The sequence below is a fragment of the Stenotrophomonas sp. NPDC078853 genome (assembly GCF_044901215.1).
Lineage (GTDB): Bacteria > Pseudomonadota > Gammaproteobacteria > Xanthomonadales > Xanthomonadaceae > Stenotrophomonas > Stenotrophomonas lacuserhaii.
Map to the genome: position 1 here is coordinate 65,971 of NZ_JBJDOQ010000006.1, position 15,466 is coordinate 81,436.

The 15,466-nt window shown below is 64.3% G+C and carries 15 protein-coding genes, 1 tRNA gene and 1 pseudogene; all 17 read right to left on the reverse strand.

Annotated features, from left to right (window positions below; all coding sequences use genetic code 11):
• Positions 1-458 (reverse strand): annotated as a pseudogene (locus ACI2JH_RS08410) (NADH-quinone oxidoreductase subunit M); the annotation flags it as partial.
• A gap of 23 nt (positions 459-481) precedes the next feature.
• Positions 482-2,692, reverse strand: coding sequence for an NADH-quinone oxidoreductase subunit L (gene nuoL, locus ACI2JH_RS08415; protein ID WP_101100732.1), 2,211 nt, complete (start codon positions 2,690-2,692; stop codon positions 482-484).
• 7 nt (positions 2,693-2,699) lie between these two features.
• The gene (gene nuoK, locus ACI2JH_RS08420; protein WP_042614969.1) at positions 2,700-3,005 is read right to left on the reverse strand and encodes an NADH-quinone oxidoreductase subunit NuoK; all 306 of its coding nucleotides are present in this window, start codon (positions 3,003-3,005) and stop codon (positions 2,700-2,702) included.
• Positions 3,002-3,673: an NADH-quinone oxidoreductase subunit J gene (locus ACI2JH_RS08425; RefSeq protein WP_182657186.1), complete on the reverse strand. Its 672-nt coding sequence runs from the start codon at positions 3,671-3,673 to the stop codon at positions 3,002-3,004. The genes nuoK and ACI2JH_RS08425 overlap by 4 nt, the downstream gene beginning before the upstream one ends.
• Positions 3,674-3,682: 9 nt before the next feature.
• Positions 3,683-4,171, reverse strand: coding sequence for an NADH-quinone oxidoreductase subunit NuoI (nuoI, locus tag ACI2JH_RS08430; protein WP_042614967.1), 489 nt, complete (start codon positions 4,169-4,171; stop codon positions 3,683-3,685).
• 4 nt (positions 4,172-4,175) lie between these two features.
• Positions 4,176-5,270 carry an NADH-quinone oxidoreductase subunit NuoH gene (gene nuoH, locus ACI2JH_RS08435; RefSeq protein ID WP_042614966.1) on the reverse strand — a complete coding sequence of 365 codons (1,095 nt, stop codon included), beginning with the start codon at positions 5,268-5,270 and terminating at the stop codon, positions 4,176-4,178.
• Positions 5,267-7,501: an NADH-quinone oxidoreductase subunit NuoG gene (nuoG, locus tag ACI2JH_RS08440; RefSeq protein ID WP_404735931.1), complete on the reverse strand. Its 2,235-nt coding sequence runs from the start codon at positions 7,499-7,501 to the stop codon at positions 5,267-5,269. Before nuoG ends, nuoH begins: the two co-directional genes overlap by 4 nt.
• Positions 7,498-8,838 carry an NADH-quinone oxidoreductase subunit NuoF gene (gene nuoF, locus ACI2JH_RS08445; protein WP_101100729.1) on the reverse strand — a complete coding sequence of 447 codons (1,341 nt, stop codon included), beginning with the start codon at positions 8,836-8,838 and terminating at the stop codon, positions 7,498-7,500. The genes nuoG and nuoF overlap by 4 nt, the downstream gene beginning before the upstream one ends.
• Before the next feature lie 3 nt (positions 8,839-8,841).
• Positions 8,842-9,369, reverse strand: a complete 528-nt coding sequence (gene nuoE, locus ACI2JH_RS08450) for an NADH-quinone oxidoreductase subunit NuoE (protein WP_042614963.1) — start codon at positions 9,367-9,369, stop codon at positions 8,842-8,844.
• Between the two features lie 97 nt (positions 9,370-9,466).
• A complete protein-coding gene (locus ACI2JH_RS08455) occupies positions 9,467-10,774 on the reverse strand; it encodes an NADH-quinone oxidoreductase subunit D (RefSeq protein WP_042614973.1) in 1,308 nt (435 codons plus the stop codon).
• Positions 10,775-10,785: 11 nt separating this feature from the next.
• The gene (locus ACI2JH_RS08460; protein WP_101100728.1) at positions 10,786-11,532 is read right to left on the reverse strand and encodes an NADH-quinone oxidoreductase subunit C; all 747 of its coding nucleotides are present in this window, start codon (positions 11,530-11,532) and stop codon (positions 10,786-10,788) included.
• 33 nt (positions 11,533-11,565) lie between these two features.
• Positions 11,566-12,120: an NADH-quinone oxidoreductase subunit B family protein gene (locus ACI2JH_RS08465; protein WP_042614961.1), complete on the reverse strand. Its 555-nt coding sequence runs from the start codon at positions 12,118-12,120 to the stop codon at positions 11,566-11,568.
• Entirely contained in the window at positions 12,111-12,467 is a 357-nt protein-coding gene (locus ACI2JH_RS08470; RefSeq protein ID WP_042614960.1) for an NADH-quinone oxidoreductase subunit A, read from the reverse strand. The genes ACI2JH_RS08465 and ACI2JH_RS08470 overlap by 10 nt, the downstream gene beginning before the upstream one ends.
• Before the next feature lie 116 nt (positions 12,468-12,583).
• A tRNA-Leu gene (locus tag ACI2JH_RS08475) sits at positions 12,584-12,668 on the reverse strand.
• Between the two features lie 51 nt (positions 12,669-12,719).
• Positions 12,720-13,175 (reverse strand): preprotein translocase subunit SecG, encoded by a 456-nt coding sequence (secG, locus tag ACI2JH_RS08480; RefSeq protein ID WP_404735932.1) that lies wholly within the window; start codon positions 13,173-13,175, stop codon positions 12,720-12,722.
• A gap of 28 nt (positions 13,176-13,203) precedes the next feature.
• Positions 13,204-13,959, reverse strand: coding sequence for a triose-phosphate isomerase (gene tpiA, locus ACI2JH_RS08485; protein ID WP_192083289.1), 756 nt, complete (start codon positions 13,957-13,959; stop codon positions 13,204-13,206).
• A gap of 392 nt (positions 13,960-14,351) precedes the next feature.
• Positions 14,352-15,287 (reverse strand): isopenicillin N synthase family oxygenase, encoded by a 936-nt coding sequence (locus ACI2JH_RS08490; RefSeq protein WP_101100725.1) that lies wholly within the window; start codon positions 15,285-15,287, stop codon positions 14,352-14,354.
• Between the last annotated feature and the right edge of the window lie 179 nt (positions 15,288-15,466).

Here is a 15,466-nt window from a genome sequence, read left to right on the forward strand (position 1 = left end):
CAGACGCCGATGATCAGGAACATCGGGATCAGCATCGCTTCGAAGAACACGTAGAACAGCATCGCGTCGGTGGCAGCGAAGATGCCGACGGTGACGCCTTCCAGGATCAGGAAGGCCGCCACGTACTGGTTCACGCGCTTGTCGATGGCACTCCAGGCGCCGATCAGCGCGAGCACGCTGACCAGCGTGGTCAGTGCGATCAGCGCGATGGCGATGCCGTCCACGCCCAGGTTGTAGCCGATGTCGTAGGCCGGGATCCAGGCGCGGGACTCGACGAACTGCAGCGCGTCGATGCCCGGGTCGTAACCGGTGAGCAGCGGGATGCTCAGGGCGAAGGTCAGCAGCGCGACACCCAGCGACGCCCAGCGGGCGGTCTGCGCATCACGGATGGCAAGGACCAGGGCGCCACCGATGATCGGCAGCCAGATGAGGACACTAAGTAGGGGCCAGTTCGACACGTTTTCTTATTCCGTACAGGTCATCAACGCAGGTAATGCATCAGCAGGCCCAGGAGGGCAATCAGGCCGATGATCATCGCGAAGGCGTAGTGATAGAGGAAACCGGATTGGGTACGACGCAGCACATTGGCTGCCACGTCCGCCCCACGTGCGACCAGGTTGACGGTGCCGTCGACGATGTTCGTGTCGAGCCAGCGTGCCACCCTGCCCAGCTTGACGCTGCCGCCGGCAAAGCCGTCGATCCACAGCGTGTCCATGCCGTACTTGTTTTCCAGCACCGACACGATCGGCGCGAAGGTCCTGCGCGCCCGGCCCGACAGGTCCGGCTTCCACAGGTAGAAGATCACGGCGAGCAGGAAGCCTGCCACGGTCAGGAAGAACGGCCAGGCCGTCATGCCATGCAGCGCGAACGCCACCGGGCCATGGAAGTGCTCGCCGAGGAAGCCCACGGTGTTCTTGGCCGGGTCGTAGAAGTCCACGATGCCGGTGAAGAAGTTGGTGGCCTGACCCTTGATGCCTTCATGGGCGTGGTGCCCGGCCCAGTCGGTGCCATGCAGCATCGGACCGATGCTGAAGAAGCCGATGATGATCGACGGGATCGCCAGCAGGATCAGCGGCAGCGTCACCACCCACGGGGTTTCATGCGGCTCATGCGGGCCATGGCCGTGACCATGGTCATCGTGGCCGTGGTCGGCATGCGCATCGGCGTGGTGCGCATCGGCGGCATGGGCATGGTCATCGTGCGCATGCGCATCGTGGCCATGGCCGTGGTCGTCGTGGGCCACGTCGCGGAAGCGTTCCTTGCCATGGAAGGTCAGGAACAGCAGGCGGAAGCTGTAGAAGCTGGTCACCAGCACGCCGCCCAGCACCGCCCAGTAGGCATAGGTCGCCACCCAGCTGCTGGACATGTGCGCGTGGATCTCGGCCGCCTCGATGATGGTGTCCTTCGAGTAGAAGCCGGAGAAGAACGGGGTGCCGACCAGGGCCAGCGTACCGATCCACATGGTGATGAAGGTGATCGGCATGTACTTGCGCAGGCCGCCCATCCTGCGCATGTCCTGCTCGTGGTGCATGGCGATGATCACCGAACCCGCACCGAGGAACAGCAGCGCCTTGAAGAAGGCGTGGGTCATCAGGTGGAACACCGCGGCCGAGTACGCCGATACGCCCAGCGCCACGGTCATGTAGCCCAGCTGGGACAGCGTGGAGTACGCGACGACGCGCTTGATGTCGTTCTGCACGATGCCGATCAGGCCGGTGAAGAACGCAGTGGTGGCACCGATGAACAGCACGAAGTTCAGCGCGGTCGGCGACAGCTCGAACAACGGCGACATGCGGGTCACCATGAAGATGCCGGCGGTGACCATGGTCGCGGCGTGGATCAGGGCCGAGATCGGGGTCGGGCCTTCCATCGAGTCCGGCAGCCAGACGTGCAGCGGCACCTGTGCCGACTTGCCCATCGCGCCGATGAACAGGCAGATGCAGATCACCGTGGCGCTGGCCCAGACGACCGGCTGTTCCAGTACCTGGATGGTGTGCAGGCCGAACAGATCGATGGAACCGGACCACACCTGGATGGCACCGTTGGCCAGCTCCGGATCCATGATCTTGGCGAACACAGTGGCGTAGTCGAGGGTGCCGAACACCCACAACACGCCGCCGATGCCGAGCAGGAAGCCGAAGTCACCGACACGGTTGACCAGGAAGGCCTTCATGTTGGCGAAGATCGCGGTCGGGCGCTTGAACCAGAAACCGATCAGCAGGTAGGACACCAGGCCCACCGCTTCCCAGCCGAAGAACAGCTGCAGGAAGTTGTTGCTCATCACCAGCGTCAGCATGGAGAAGGTGAACAACGAGATGTAGCTGAAGAAACGCTGGTAACCCGGGTCTTCTTCCATGTAGCCGATGGTGTAGATGTGCACCAGCAGCGACACGAAGGTGACCACCACCATCATCATGGCGGTGAGCTTGTCGACCATGAAACCAACGTGCGCCGAGTACTGGCCCACTTCGAAGAAGGTGTACAGGTTCTCGTTGAACGGCTGCGCGCCGCCCCACAACAGCTGGTAGAACACGTACATCGACAGGGCGCAGCTGACCGCCACGCCGAGGATGGTGATGGTCTGCGCGCCGAGGCGCCCGACCTGACGACCGAACAGGCCGGCGATGATGCTGCCGAACAGCGGTGCAAGCACCACTGCGATCAACAGACTCTTGGCGAGTGTGATTTCCATCTGTTAATCAGCCCTTCAACGAATCGACTTCGCCGACATTGATCGTTCGACGTGTACGGAACAGGGTCACCAGGATTGCCAGGCCGATGGCGGCCTCGGCGGCTGCGACGGTGAGGATGAAGAACACGAACAGCTGGCCGGCCGTGTCACCCAGTTCGCGCGAGAACCCGACGAAATTGATGTTCACCGACAGCAGCATCAGTTCGATGGACATCAGCAGGACGATGACGTTCTTCCGGTTGAGGAAAATGCCGGCCAGGCTGATGCAGAACAGCACCGCACCCAGCGCCAGGATATGGCCCAACGTGATCATGGCTTGGTCTCCTCGCCGGCTGCCGGCATATCGACGGCGGCCTTGGTGTTGCTGTGCACGAACGGCTGGTCGACGTCCATCTTGACCACGGTGAGGCGGTCACGCGACTTGACCATGGTCTGCTCGCCGGGGTTCTGCGTCTTGATGCCGGTGCGATGACGCAGGGTCAGCATCACGGCGGCGACCACCGCGACGGTCAGGATGACCGCGGCGAACTCGAACGGCAGCAGGTACTCGGTGAACAGGCTGCGGGCCAGCCAGGTGATGTTGGACGTGTCTGCGGCCAGCGCAGCGGCGTTGTCGGCCGGGAACGGGTTGACCGCCCTGCCCCGCACGCCGATCAGGGTGACGATCTGCACCAGCATCACCACCGCGACCACCAGCCCGACCGGCAGGTAACGTACCCAGCCTTCACGCAGGTTGTCGGTGTCGATGTCCAGCATCATCACCACGAACAGGAACAGCACCATCACCGCGCCGACATACACCAGCACCAGGGCCACGCCGAGGAACTCAGCGCCGACCAGGATCCAGATGCAGGCCACGGAGAAGAAGGTCAGCACCAGGCAGAGCACGGCGTTGACCGGGCTGCGCGCACTGATCACCGCCGCGGCCGAAACACCGGCTGCGATGGCGAAAACCCAGAAAGCGATATTTACCCAATCCATGTCTCGACCTCAGCGGTAAGCGGCGTCGGCGGCACGGCGCTCGGCGATTTCGGTTTCAAGCCGATCACCCAGGGCCAGCAGCTGCGGCTTGGTAACGATGTTTTCGCCACGATTCTCGAAGTGGTACTCGAGGATGTGGGTCTCCACGATCGAGTCCACCGGGCAGCTTTCTTCGCAGAAGCCACAGAAGATGCACTTGAACAGATCGATGTCGTAACGCGTGGTGCGGCGGGTGCCGTCCTCGCGCTTGGCCGAATCGATGGTGATGGCCAGTGCCGGGCAGACCGCTTCGCACAGCTTGCAGGCGATGCAGCGCTCTTCACCGTTGGGATAACGGCGCAGGGCGTGCAGGCCGCGGAAGCGCGGGGACTGCGGGAACTTCTCCATCGGGTACATCATGGTGTACTTCGGCTTGAAGCTGTACTTCAGCGTCAGCCACAGCCCGGCCAACAGCTCCAGCAGCAGCAGGCTCTTGAAGTAATGGGTAATCCTGTTCATTACGTTAGACACCCTTTTGAATCACGCCGAAGAACACCATCAAGGCGGTGACCGCGATCCAGAAAATGGTCAGCGGGATGAAGACCTTCCAGCCCAGCCGCATGATCTGGTCATAGCGGAAGCGCGGGAAGCTGGCACGGAACCAGATGTAGGCGCTGGCGAAGAAGAACACCTTGATGAACAGCCACGGCCAGCCACCGGTCCAGATCCAGTCGATGAACGGCGAGATCGCGCCCGGGTTCACCCAGCCCTGGATCGGGCTCAACCAGCCACCGAGGAAGAAGATCGCGATCAGGAAGCTGATCAGGATCATGTTCGCGTATTCGGCCAGGAAGAACAGCGCGAAGGCACCGCCGGAGTATTCCACCATGTGGCCGGCGACGATTTCCGATTCGCCCTCCACCACGTCGAACGGCGCGCGGTTGGTTTCGGCCACGCCGGACACCCAGTACACGACGAAAAGCGGGAACAGCGGCAGCAGGAACCAGTCCAGGAAGCCGGAGTTGCCGGCCTGCGCCATCACGATGCCGGTCAGGTTGAGGCTGCCCGAGGCGATCATCACGCCGACCAGGGCAAAGCCCATGGCGATTTCGTAGCTGATCATCTGCGCCGAGGCGCGCATCGCACCGAGGAAGGCGTACTTCGAGTTGGATGCCCAACCGGCCAGGATGATGCCGTACACGCCCAGCGAGGTCATCGCCAGCAGGTACAGCAGGCCGGCGTTGGCGTTGGACAGCACCAGCTGCGCATCGAAGGGCACCACCGACCAGGCCGCGAAGGCCGGTGCCAGGGTGATCAACGGCGCCAGCAGGAACAACACCTTGTGCGCGTTGGCCGGCTGCAGCACTTCCTTGAACAGCAGCTTGAAGACGTCGGCGAAGGCCTGGAAGATGCCCATGCCCACGTACATCGGGCCGTGGCGAACGTGCATCCAGCCGATCAGCTTGCGTTCCCAGACCACGTAGAAGGCCACCGAAATGATCACCGGCATGGTGATCACCAGGATCTTCAGGATGATCCACAGCAGGGCGCCGATCTCACCAAGGCCAAGCAGCCACTGGTGCAGCGGGTCCACTGCGTTCAACAGCAATTCGTTCATGCAGCCACCACCGTTACGCGTGCGGCGCCCAGCGGTGCGGTTGCACCGTGGCCCGATTCAATCCAGACCGAACCCGCGGCGACGCGGGCGTCGACCACCACCGGCAGCGTGGCGCGGCCGGCCTCGGTGCCGACCTTGGCCATCTGGCCTTCCTGCAGCTGCAGGCGGGCGGCATCGGTGGCATTGAGCACGATGCGCGGGGCGGTGTTGAGCGGATGCGACTGCAGGGCCGGTGCACGACGGACCACCGCGTCGGTGCGGTAGATCGCCGCAGTCGAAGCGACTTCCAGGCCTTCGCCGGCCACGGGAGCGGCCGACGAAGCGGCGACGGTCACGCTCACCGGTGCCAGGCTGGCGCGCAGGCCGGCCAGGTCGATGAACTCGAAACCGGCCAGTGCCATTTCGCCACCCAGGGCGCGCAGCACGCGCCAGCCCTCGCGGGCCTCACCCGGCAGCTTGCCGCCGGCGCGTGCCGACTGCGAGCGACCATCGAGATTGGTCAGCGTAGCGTCGATTTCCGGCAGTGCGCCGATCGGCAGGATCACGTCGGCGACATCGCGGGTGGAGGCGCAGGCGAACTGGCTGAAGGCCACTACCTGGGCACCGGCCAGCGCCTTGCGGGCGGCGGGGGCGTCGGCGAAATCCAGGCCCGGCTCCAGGCCGTAGACGACGTAGGCCTGGCGCGGCTGCGCCAGCATGCCCGCCACATCCTTGCCGGCCGGCAGCACGCCGGCGCGGGTCAGGCCGATGGCGTTGGCGCCCTGCGGGATACGGCACAGCCTGGCACCGGTTGCAGCGGCGAAATCACGCGCAGCGGCGCGGATCGCAGCGGCCTGCGGGTGGTTTTCGGCGATGCCACCGACGATGAGCACGGTGTTGCGACCGCCCTGCACCGCCGAACGCAGGTCTGCGTTTTCCAGCGCGCCGGCGAAGGTCGACGGGGCGACGATCTGCTTGCTGGCGATGCCGAAAGCGAAGTCGAAATCGACCGGGTTGACCACGTGGATCTTCGCGCCATTGCTGGTCTGCGCCTTGCGCAGGCGGGCATGCAGCAGCGGAAGTTCGTGACGGATGTTGCTGCCCAGCACCACGATCTGGTCGGCGCCTTCGATTTCGGCCAGCGGCAGCCCGAACACTTCGGCGGTGGAGGCGTCGGAGAAGTCGCGGTTGTTGATGCGGTGGTCGATGTTGGTCGAACCCAGGCCCGATGCCAGGCGGGCCAGCAGCGCGCCCTCCTCGTTCGAGGTGGACGGGTGTACCAGCACGCCCAGGGCGTCGCCCTGGTGGGCCTTCAGGATGTCGGCGGCGGCAGCCAGGCCTTCGGCCCAGCTCACTTCCTTCCACTCACCATTGACCTTGCGCAGCGGCTTGACCGCACGGTCTTCGCTGTACAGGCCCTGGTGCGAGTAGCGGTCACGATCGGACAGCCAGCATTCGTTGACCAGCTCGTTGTCGCGCGGCACGGTGCGCAGCACTTCGCCGCGACGCACGTGCAGGAACAGGTTGGAGCCCATCGCATCGTGGTAGCCCAGCGATTCGCGCGCGGTCAGTTCCCACGGACGCGCACGGAACTGGAACACCTTGTTGGTCAGCGCGCCCACCGGGCACACATCCACCACGTTGCCGGACAGCTCGGTGGTCAACGGCTTGCCGTCGTAGGTGCCGATCTGCAGGTTCTCACCGCGGTACATGCCGCCCAGTTCATAGGTGCCGGCCACGTCGGCGGTGAAGCGGACGCAGCGGGTGCACTGGATGCAGCGGGTCATCTCGGTGGCCACCAGCGGCCCCATGTCCTCGTCCACCACCACGCGCTTGCGCTCGTTGAAGCGGCTGACCGAACGGCCATAGCCCAGCGATACGTCCTGCAGCTCGCACTCACCGCCCTGGTCGCAGACCGGGCAGTCCAGCGGATGGTTGATGAGCAGGAACTCCATCACCGAACGCTGGAACTTCAGCGCTTTCTCGCTGCGGGTGGCAACCTTCATGCCATCCATCACCGGCGTGGCGCAGGCAGGCGCCGGCTTCGGCGACTTCTCCACGTCCACCAGGCACATCCGGCAGTTGGCGGCGATCGGCAGCTTCTCGTGGTAGCAGAAGCGCGGGATCGGGATGCCTGCCTTGTCGGCGGCCTGGATGATCATCGAACCCTTGGGCACCACCAGCGACTGGCCGTCGATTTCGACGGTCACGTGGTCCGGTGGCACGTTGGGCGTTACGGGTTGCGCGCTCATGCGGCAGCAGCCTCCACCTTCTTGCCGTCAACCATCGAATGACCGTTGACGATGTAGTACTCGAATTCGTCCCAGAACTGGCGCAGGAAACCCTGGATGGGCCATGCCGCCGCTTCACCGAACGCACAGATGGTGTGGCCTTCGATCTGGCCGGCCACGGCCTTCAACTGGTGCAGGTCTTCCATCGTGGCCTTGCCGGCGACGATGCGCTCCAGCACCCGGTGCATCCAGCCGGTGCCTTCACGGCACGGGGTGCACTGGCCACAGGATTCCTTGTGGAAGAACTGGCTGATGCGGCAGGCGAACTTGACGCAGCACACGCTGTCATCCAGCACCACGATGGCGCCCGACCCCAGGCCGGTGCCGAGTGCACGCAGGGTGTCGTAGTCCATCTGCAGGCCCTTCAGCTCGTCGGCCTTCAGCACCGGCATCGACACGCCGCCCGGGACCGCGCCCTTCAGCGTGCGGCCCGGCTTCAGGCCGCCGGCCATTTCCAGCAGCTCGTCGAAGGTGGTGCCCAGCGGCACCTCGAAGTTGCCCCCCTTCTGCACGCAGCCGGACACCGAGAAGATCTTCGGCCCGCCGTTCTTGGTCAGCGACAGGCCCTGGAACCATTCCGGTCCATTGCGGATGATCGCCGGCACCGAGGCATAGGTCTCGGTGTTGTTGATGGTGCTGGGCTTGCCGTACAGGCCGAAGTTCGCCGGGAACGGCGGCTTGTAGCGCGGCTGGCCCTTCTTGCCTTCCAGCGATTCCATCAGCGCGGTCTCTTCGCCGCAGATGTAGGCGCCGGCGCCCAGCGCACCGTAGATGTCGATGTCCACGCCGCTGCCGAGGATGTCCTTGCCCAGCCAGCCGTTGGCGTACGCGTCGGCCAGGGCCTGTTCGAAGTTCTCGAACGGCTCGTGGTGGAACTCGCCACGCAGGTAGTTGTAGCCCACGGTGCTGCCGGTGGCGTAGCAGGCGATCGCCATGCCTTCCACCACCGAATGCGGGTTGTAACGCAGGATGTCGCGGTCCTTGCAGGTACCCGGCTCGGATTCATCCGAATTGCACAGGATGTACTTCTGCATCGTGCCCTTGGGCATGAAGGACCACTTCAGTCCGGTCGGGAAACCGGCGCCGCCACGGCCGCGCAGGTTGGACTGCTTGACCATCTCGATGACCTGCTCCGGCGGGATCTTCTCTTCGAGGATCTTGCGCAGGGCGGCATAACCACCGGTCTTGAGGTAGCTTTCGTACGACCACGGGGTGTCGTAATGCAGGGTGGTGTAGACCACCTGGTGCGGCAACGGTGCGGGACCGACCGGACCACTGGGTGCGTGATGATGTGCCATGGCTTACTCCAACCCGTCCAGCAGCTCGTCGACTTTCTCGACGGTCAGGCGCTCGTGGTAATGGCCGTTGATGACCATCATCGGTGCACCGGCACAACCGGCCAGGCACTCTTCTTCGCGCTTGAGATAGATACGTCCGTCAGCGGTGGACTGACCGGTGCGGCAACCGAGTTTCTTCTCGGCATGCGCGACCAGGTCTTCGGCACCGTTCAACCAGCAGCTGATGTTGGTGCAGAACGCCACGTTGTGGCGACCGACCTTCTCCAGCTCGAACATCGAGTAGAAGCTGGCGACCTCGTAGGCCCACACCGGCGGCAGGTCCAGGTACTTGGCCACCCCGGCGATCAGCTCGTCGGTCAGCCAGCCGGCATTCTGCTCCTGCGCGGCGTGCAGGCCCTGCAGCACGGCCGAGCGCTTGCGGTCCGGCGGGAACTTGGACAGCCAGTGATCGATGTGAGCACGGGTCTTGTCGCTCAGCACCACCATCGGATCGACGTCGCGCGCCGCCTCGAAATTACCTGTCGCCTTCATCGGCCGACCTCAGCGAAATGCATGTCTTGGAATTCCATATGCTGCGGCGCCGGCTTGCGCCGGCTGCCTGCAGGAAAGAGGGTCAGATCGGCCGGGTTCACCGGTCGACCTCGCCGAACACCAGGTCGTAGGTACCGATCATCGCCACCACGTCGGCCAGCATGTGGCCGCGCACGATCGAATCGATCGAGGACAGGTGGGCGAAGCCCGGCGCACGCAGGTGCACGCGGAACGGCTTGTTGGCGCCGTCGGACATCAGGTAGCAGCCGAACTCACCCTTCGGCGCTTCGACGGCGGCATAGGTTTCGCCGGCCGGCACGCAGTAGCCTTCACTGAACAGCTTGAAGTGGTGGATCAGCGCTTCCATGTCGTCCTTCATCGCCTCGCGGGACGGCGGCGCGACCTTGAAGTTGTTGACGATCACCGGGCCCGGATTGGCCTTCAGCCACGCTACGCACTGCTTGATGATGCGGTTGGACTCGCGCATTTCGGCCACGCGGCACAGGTAGCGGTCGTAGCAGTCGCCTTCCTTGCCCAGCGGGATGTCGAAATCGACGGCATCGTACTTGGCGTACGGACGCTTCTTGCGCAGGTCCCAGGCAACGCCCGAACCCCGCAGCATCACGCCGGTCATGCCCCACTGGTGGGCCAGCTCCGGGGTGACCACTCCGATGCCGACGGTACGCTGCTTCCAGATGCGGTTGTCGGTGAGCAGGGTTTCGTACTCGTCGACGCGGCCCGGGAATTCGTTGGTGAAGTTCTCGATGAAATCGAGCAGCGAGCCTTCGCGCGATGCGTTCAGCTGCTTCAGGGCGTTGCCCTTGTGCCAGCGCGATTCCTTGTACTTCGGCATGTGGTCCGGCAGGTCGCGGTAGACGCCGCCCGGACGGTAGTACGCCGCGTGCATGCGGGCGCCGGACACTGCTTCGTAGCAGTCCATCAGCTCTTCGCGCTCACGGAAGGCGTACAGCATCACCGCCATCGCACCCAGGTCGAGCGCGTTGGAGCCCAGCCACATTAGGTGGTTCAGGATGCGGGTGATCTCGTCGAACATGGTGCGGATGTACTGCGCACGCTCCGGCGCTTCGATCCCCATCAGGGTCTCGATGGCACGCACGTAAGCGTGCTCGTTGCACATCATCGACACGTAATCCAGGCGGTCCATGTAACCGATGGACTGGTTGAACGGCTTGGATTCGGCCAGCTTTTCGGTGCCACGGTGCAGCAGGCCGACGTGCGGGTCGGCACGCATGATGGTTTCGCCGTCCATTTCCAGGATCAGGCGCAGCACACCGTGCGCGGCCGGATGCTGGGGGCCGAAATTCATTGTGTAATTGCGGATTTCCTGCCGGTTCTCGGCAGCGTTGCTGGCGAAGGCGCCGTGCGCCTGTTCGACCGGCTTGATGACCTGTGCACTCACTTCATTGCCTCCTGCGAACGCTCGCCGGCTGCGGTCTGCAGGCGGGCGTCGTCACGGATCACGCGCGGCACGCCGACGCGCGGCTCCACCGAGGTGACCGGCTCATAGACCACGCGCTTCTTCTCTTCGTCGTAACGCACTTCGACGTTGCCGATCAGCGGGAAGTCCTTGCGGAACGGATGGCCGACGAATCCGTAGTCGGTCAGGATGCGGCGCAGGTCCGGGTGGCCTTCGAAGATGACACCGAACAGATCGAACGCTTCGCGCTCGAACCAGTTCAGGCCCGGCCACACGTCGGTCAGCGAACGCACGACCGGCAGGCCCTCGTTCGGAGCGAAGCAGCGCAGGTGCAGCATCAGGTTGTGCTGGTACGAACGCAGCTGCGCGACCACGGCAAAGCGCTGGGTCGGCATGTGCTGCGGCTGTGCGCCGCCGGCATCTTCTTCGCTGGGGAATTCACCCCAGGCAAAGCGGCCCGCGCCCTTGCCTTCGACACCGCGGCTGAAGCCCTGCGAGGACACGTCAGCGGTGTCCCATTCGTCAGAGCCGTAACCGAGGTAATCCACGCCGCACAGGTCGACGGACTGCTCGAAACCAAATTCGTCACGCAACGCGAGCGCGGTGGCGTGCCAATCCGAGGCAGGCACTTCCAGCGTCACTTCGCCGCGGGGTTCGACCACGATGACCTTGCCGCCGGTGAAGCGGGCGGAAAGTCGGTCGATGAAGGATGCTTGCTCTGCCATGGGGGCTTGGCGCGCTCTTGTAGTGTGGAAGGGTCAGCGGGCGATGGTCTGCGTACGCCAGATCTTCTTCTGCAGCTGCAGGATCCCGTACACCAGCGCTTCGGCGGTTGGCGGGCAGCCCGGGACGTAGATGTCCACCGGCACCACGCGATCGCAACCGCGAACAACCGAATAGGAGTAATGGTAGTAGCCGCCACCGTTGGCGCAGCTCCCCATCGAGATGACCCACTTCGGGTCCGGCATCTGGTCGTAGACCTTGCGCAGCGCCGGGGCCATCTTGTTGACCAGCGTACCGGCCACGATCATCACGTCGGACTGGCGCGGCGACGGGCGGAACACCACGCCGTAACGGTCCAGGTCCAGGCGCGCGGCACCGGCGTGCATCATTTCAACGGCGCAGCAGGCCAGGCCGAAGGTCATCGGCCACATCGAACCGGTACGGGCCCAGTTCAACAGGGCATCGACGCTGGTGGTGACATAGCCCTTTTCCAGCAGCGGATTATCGCCAGCCGGTCGCAGGATGTCGTCAACCCGCCCTTCCGGGGTGGGGTTGTTCATCAGGCCGTCGAGAGTTTGGATCACTCCCATTCCAGCGCTCCCTTCTTCCAGACGTAAATGAAGCCGAGGAACAGCATGCCCACGAACAGGCCCATGGTGACCAGCGAACGCGCGCCGAGCTCCATGAAGACCTGGGTCCAGGGCACGATGAAGATGATTTCCAGATCGAAGACGATGAACTGGATCGCGATCAGGTAATAACGCACGTCGAACTTCATGCGTGCGTCTTCAAAAGCCTCGAAGCCGCATTCGTACGGCGAGAGCTTCTGCAGATCGGGACGGCGTGGGCCGAGGAATCGTCCAATCAGCATCAGCGTGATGCCGATACCGGTAGCGACGATCAGAAACAGCAGAGACGGCAAATATTCGGCCAGCACAGCGATTCTCTCTTGCCTCTGCCGCCGCGCCTGCAGGCGCTTTGGCATGGGGGAGTGGACGGGGACAACGCTACCCGGCGCAGAGCGCGCCGGACGTACCCGCTTTACTTACTAAATGGTGCCCAAGAGGGGACTCGAACCCCTACGACCTAAGTCGCTACCACCTCAAGGTAGTGCGTCTACCAATTCCGCCACCTGGGCTTACGATCACGCTGGACTATCCATCCAGTGCGCGGCGTATTGTAACCGTCTTCAGTCTTTCTGGGAGCCTTCCGGCTGCTTTTCTTCGCCAGAATTTGAAGATTCCGCCTGAGCCGGCACAGTCGCGGCCGGAACCGGCTGCTGGGTAGGCTGCTGCACCGGCACCGGATCGGCCGCCGGCACGCTGGCCGGACGCTCACCCGCTGGTGCAGCCGGGACGCTGGCGGCCGGCGCGGCCATCAGGCCGAGGCCCTGCTGCTCGGCCGGGCGGCTGCCATGGCCGGCATACCACGCCATGAACAGGCTGATGCCAAAAAACACCACGGCCAGCCACTTGGTGGACTTGGACATGAAGTTGGACGCACCACGCGCGCCGAACACCGTGCCCGAGGCGCCGGCACCAAAGCCCGAGCCAGCGGCGGCACCGGAACCACGCTGCATCAGGATCAGCGCGATCATGGCCACTGCGACCAGCACGTAAACGACATTGAGGATCAACATCAGCATCTGGAATCCGTCCTCGGACTACTTCTAATCAGGTTGCAGCCGCCGCCTGGGCGATGGCCAGAAAATCGGCGGCCACCAACGAGGCGCCACCCACCAGCCCGCCATCGACGTCGGGCTGTGCGAACAGCTCGGCGGCATTGTCAGGCTTCACGCTGCCACCGTAAAGGATGGTCAGGGAATCGGCGATTCTAGCATCCACCTTGGCCACTTCGCCACGGATGAAGGCATGCACCTGCTGGGCCTGCTCCTTGCTGGCGGTGCGCCCGGTGCCGATCGCCCAGACCGGCTCGTAGGCCACCACGGCGTTTTCGAAGCCCTGCCCGCCGACCAGCGCCAGCACCGGAGCCAGCTGGCTGGCGATCACCACTTCGGTCTGGCCGGCTTCGCGCTGCTCCAGGGTCTCGCCCACGCACAGCACCGGCACCAGGCCGGCATGCAGCGCGGCGGCGAACTTGCGCGCGACCAGCTCACTGCTCTCGTGATGGTACTGGCGGCGCTCGGAATGCCCGACCAGGCCATAACGGGCCCCCACTTCGTGCAGCATGCTGGCCGAGACTTCGCCGGTGTAGGCGCCCTTCTCGTTGCTGCTGACGTCCTGGGCACCAAAGGCAACGGCGGTATCGGCGAAATCATCGGCGAGCTCGCCGAGGTACGGCAGCGGCGGCAGGATCACCAGCTCGACCCCCTGCTCCGGCGCCCCGTTGGCGATGTCGGTGACCAGGGTGGTGGCGAACTCACGGGTTCCGTGCAGTTTCCAGTTTCCGGCGACGATCTTGCGGCGCATGGGCGATGGCTCCGTTTCGTATCAGCCGGACATGATAACGAATGAAATTACCCGCCGTTGGGCCGTAACCGGTTACATCGTGTCTGCGGGTAGTCGAACGGGTGAGACCCCCTCGCGGCTGGCTTGAGAGCTGGAGCTGCGGGTGGGCCGGGCCGCCAGCCGCGTAATAAAAGAAAGAAAAGCGGTAGCGCCGACCCATGGTCGGCGAGCGCAGCGGGCCTTTGGCGGAAACATTCCGCCGACCATGGGTCGGCGCTACCAAGGCCGCCGTGGACCTGTCGAAGGCGGGGCGGGGCGGCGTGTCCTGCACAGCCACCCCGCCCCGCCAACACACAGCCCTGCAGCCTTTGACGCTGCCGTGACGTTAGCTGATTGCCGGCCAGCGGCCAGTACTACTTCAGTTTGATTTCGCGCAGGCGCTCTTCGAGGAAGCCGTGGGCGGTGATCGGCTCCGGATACCGGCTCGGATTTTCCGGGGTGATGCACGAGGGCAGCACGTCGATCAGGTAATCCGGGTTCGGATGCAGGAAGAACGGCACCGAATAACGCGGCTGGCGCGCCAGCTCGCCCGGCGGATTGACCACGCGGTGGATGGTCGAGGGATACACATGATTGGTCAGCCGCTGCAGCATGTCGCCGATGTTGACCACGATGGTGTCCGCATCCGAAGTGAACGGCACCCACTTGCCATCATGCGACTGCACTTCCAGGCCGGCGGCACTGGCGCCGACCAGCAGCGTGATGAAGTTGATGTCGCCATGCGCGCCCGCGCGCACGTTGGGAATGTCGTCGGTGGTGATCGGCGGGTAGTGGATCGGACGCAGGATCGAATTGCCGTTGTTGGTCTTGTCGGCGAAGAAATCCTGCGGCAGCCCGATGTGCAGCGCCAAGGCAGACAGCACCCGCGAACCCAGGTGGTCCAACGCCTGGTACAACGCATAGCCCCGCTCACGGAACTCCGGCACTTCGCTCGGCCACAGGTTCGGCGCCATCACCTCGCGGTATTTGGAATCATCGGGAATCTCGCGCCCGATGTGCCAGAACTCCTTCAGGTCGAAGTGGCTGGAGCCCTTCGCTGTTTCCACGCCGAACTGGGTATAGCCACGCGCGCCGCCGCTGCCGGCGACGTGGTAACGGCGCTTGACCTCTTCCGGAAGCGCGAAAAAGGCCTTGAAGACGTCGTAGGCCGCGTCGATGTCGGCCTGCGGAATGCCATGGTTGCGGATGCCGGCGAAGCCCCACTGGCGGTAGGCGGCGCCCAGCTCGGCCACGAAGGCCTCGCGGTCGCTGTCGAAGCGGGTGATATCGAGGGTGGGGATCTGGCTCACAACGGTACCTGGTTGGTCATGGGTCTGGACAGCGGCAAACGCTGCCTACGGGCCGCGTTCCGCGCCTGCATTGTGACAGATCAGGCTGCGGCACGTTGCCTCCCAGGCGGCCTCAGGCGCGCCGCCACCATGTCGCATCAGGCCCGACGGCCCACGCCGGGCACCCCTCCGACCCGGCC

What these genes read in the sequence shown, in the direction of transcription:
- ACI2JH_RS08425 (WP_182657186.1), bottom strand. Translation starts at nt 3,673, where the DNA reads ATGGATTGGGTAAATATCGCTTTCTGGGTTTTCGCCATCGCAGCCGGT.
- nuoE (WP_042614963.1), bottom strand. Translation starts at nt 9,369, where the DNA reads ATGAAGGCGACAGGTAATTTCGAGGCGGCGCGCGACGTCGATCCGATG.
- nuoH (WP_042614966.1), bottom strand. Translation starts at nt 5,270, where the DNA reads ATGAACGAATTGCTGTTGAACGCAGTGGACCCGCTGCACCAGTGGCTG.
- nuoL (WP_101100732.1), bottom strand. Translation starts at nt 2,692, where the DNA reads ATGGAAATCACACTCGCCAAGAGTCTGTTGATCGCAGTGGTGCTTGCA.
- nuoK (WP_042614969.1), bottom strand. Translation starts at nt 3,005, where the DNA reads ATGATCACGTTGGGCCATATCCTGGCGCTGGGTGCGGTGCTGTTCTGC.
- nuoG (WP_404735931.1), bottom strand. Translation starts at nt 7,501, where the DNA reads ATGAGCGCGCAACCCGTAACGCCCAACGTGCCACCGGACCACGTGACC.
- ACI2JH_RS08465 (WP_042614961.1), bottom strand. Translation starts at nt 12,120, where the DNA reads ATGGGAGTGATCCAAACTCTCGACGGCCTGATGAACAACCCCACCCCG.
- tpiA (WP_192083289.1), bottom strand. Translation starts at nt 13,959, where the DNA reads ATGCGCCGCAAGATCGTCGCCGGAAACTGGAAACTGCACGGAACCCGT.
- secG (WP_404735932.1), bottom strand. Translation starts at nt 13,175, where the DNA reads ATGCTGATGTTGATCCTCAATGTCGTTTACGTGCTGGTCGCAGTGGCC.
- ACI2JH_RS08460 (WP_101100728.1), bottom strand. Translation starts at nt 11,532, where the DNA reads ATGGCAGAGCAAGCATCCTTCATCGACCGACTTTCCGCCCGCTTCACC.
- nuoI (WP_042614967.1), bottom strand. Translation starts at nt 4,171, where the DNA reads ATGAACAGGATTACCCATTACTTCAAGAGCCTGCTGCTGCTGGAGCTG.
- nuoF (WP_101100729.1), bottom strand. Translation starts at nt 8,838, where the DNA reads ATGGCACATCATCACGCACCCAGTGGTCCGGTCGGTCCCGCACCGTTG.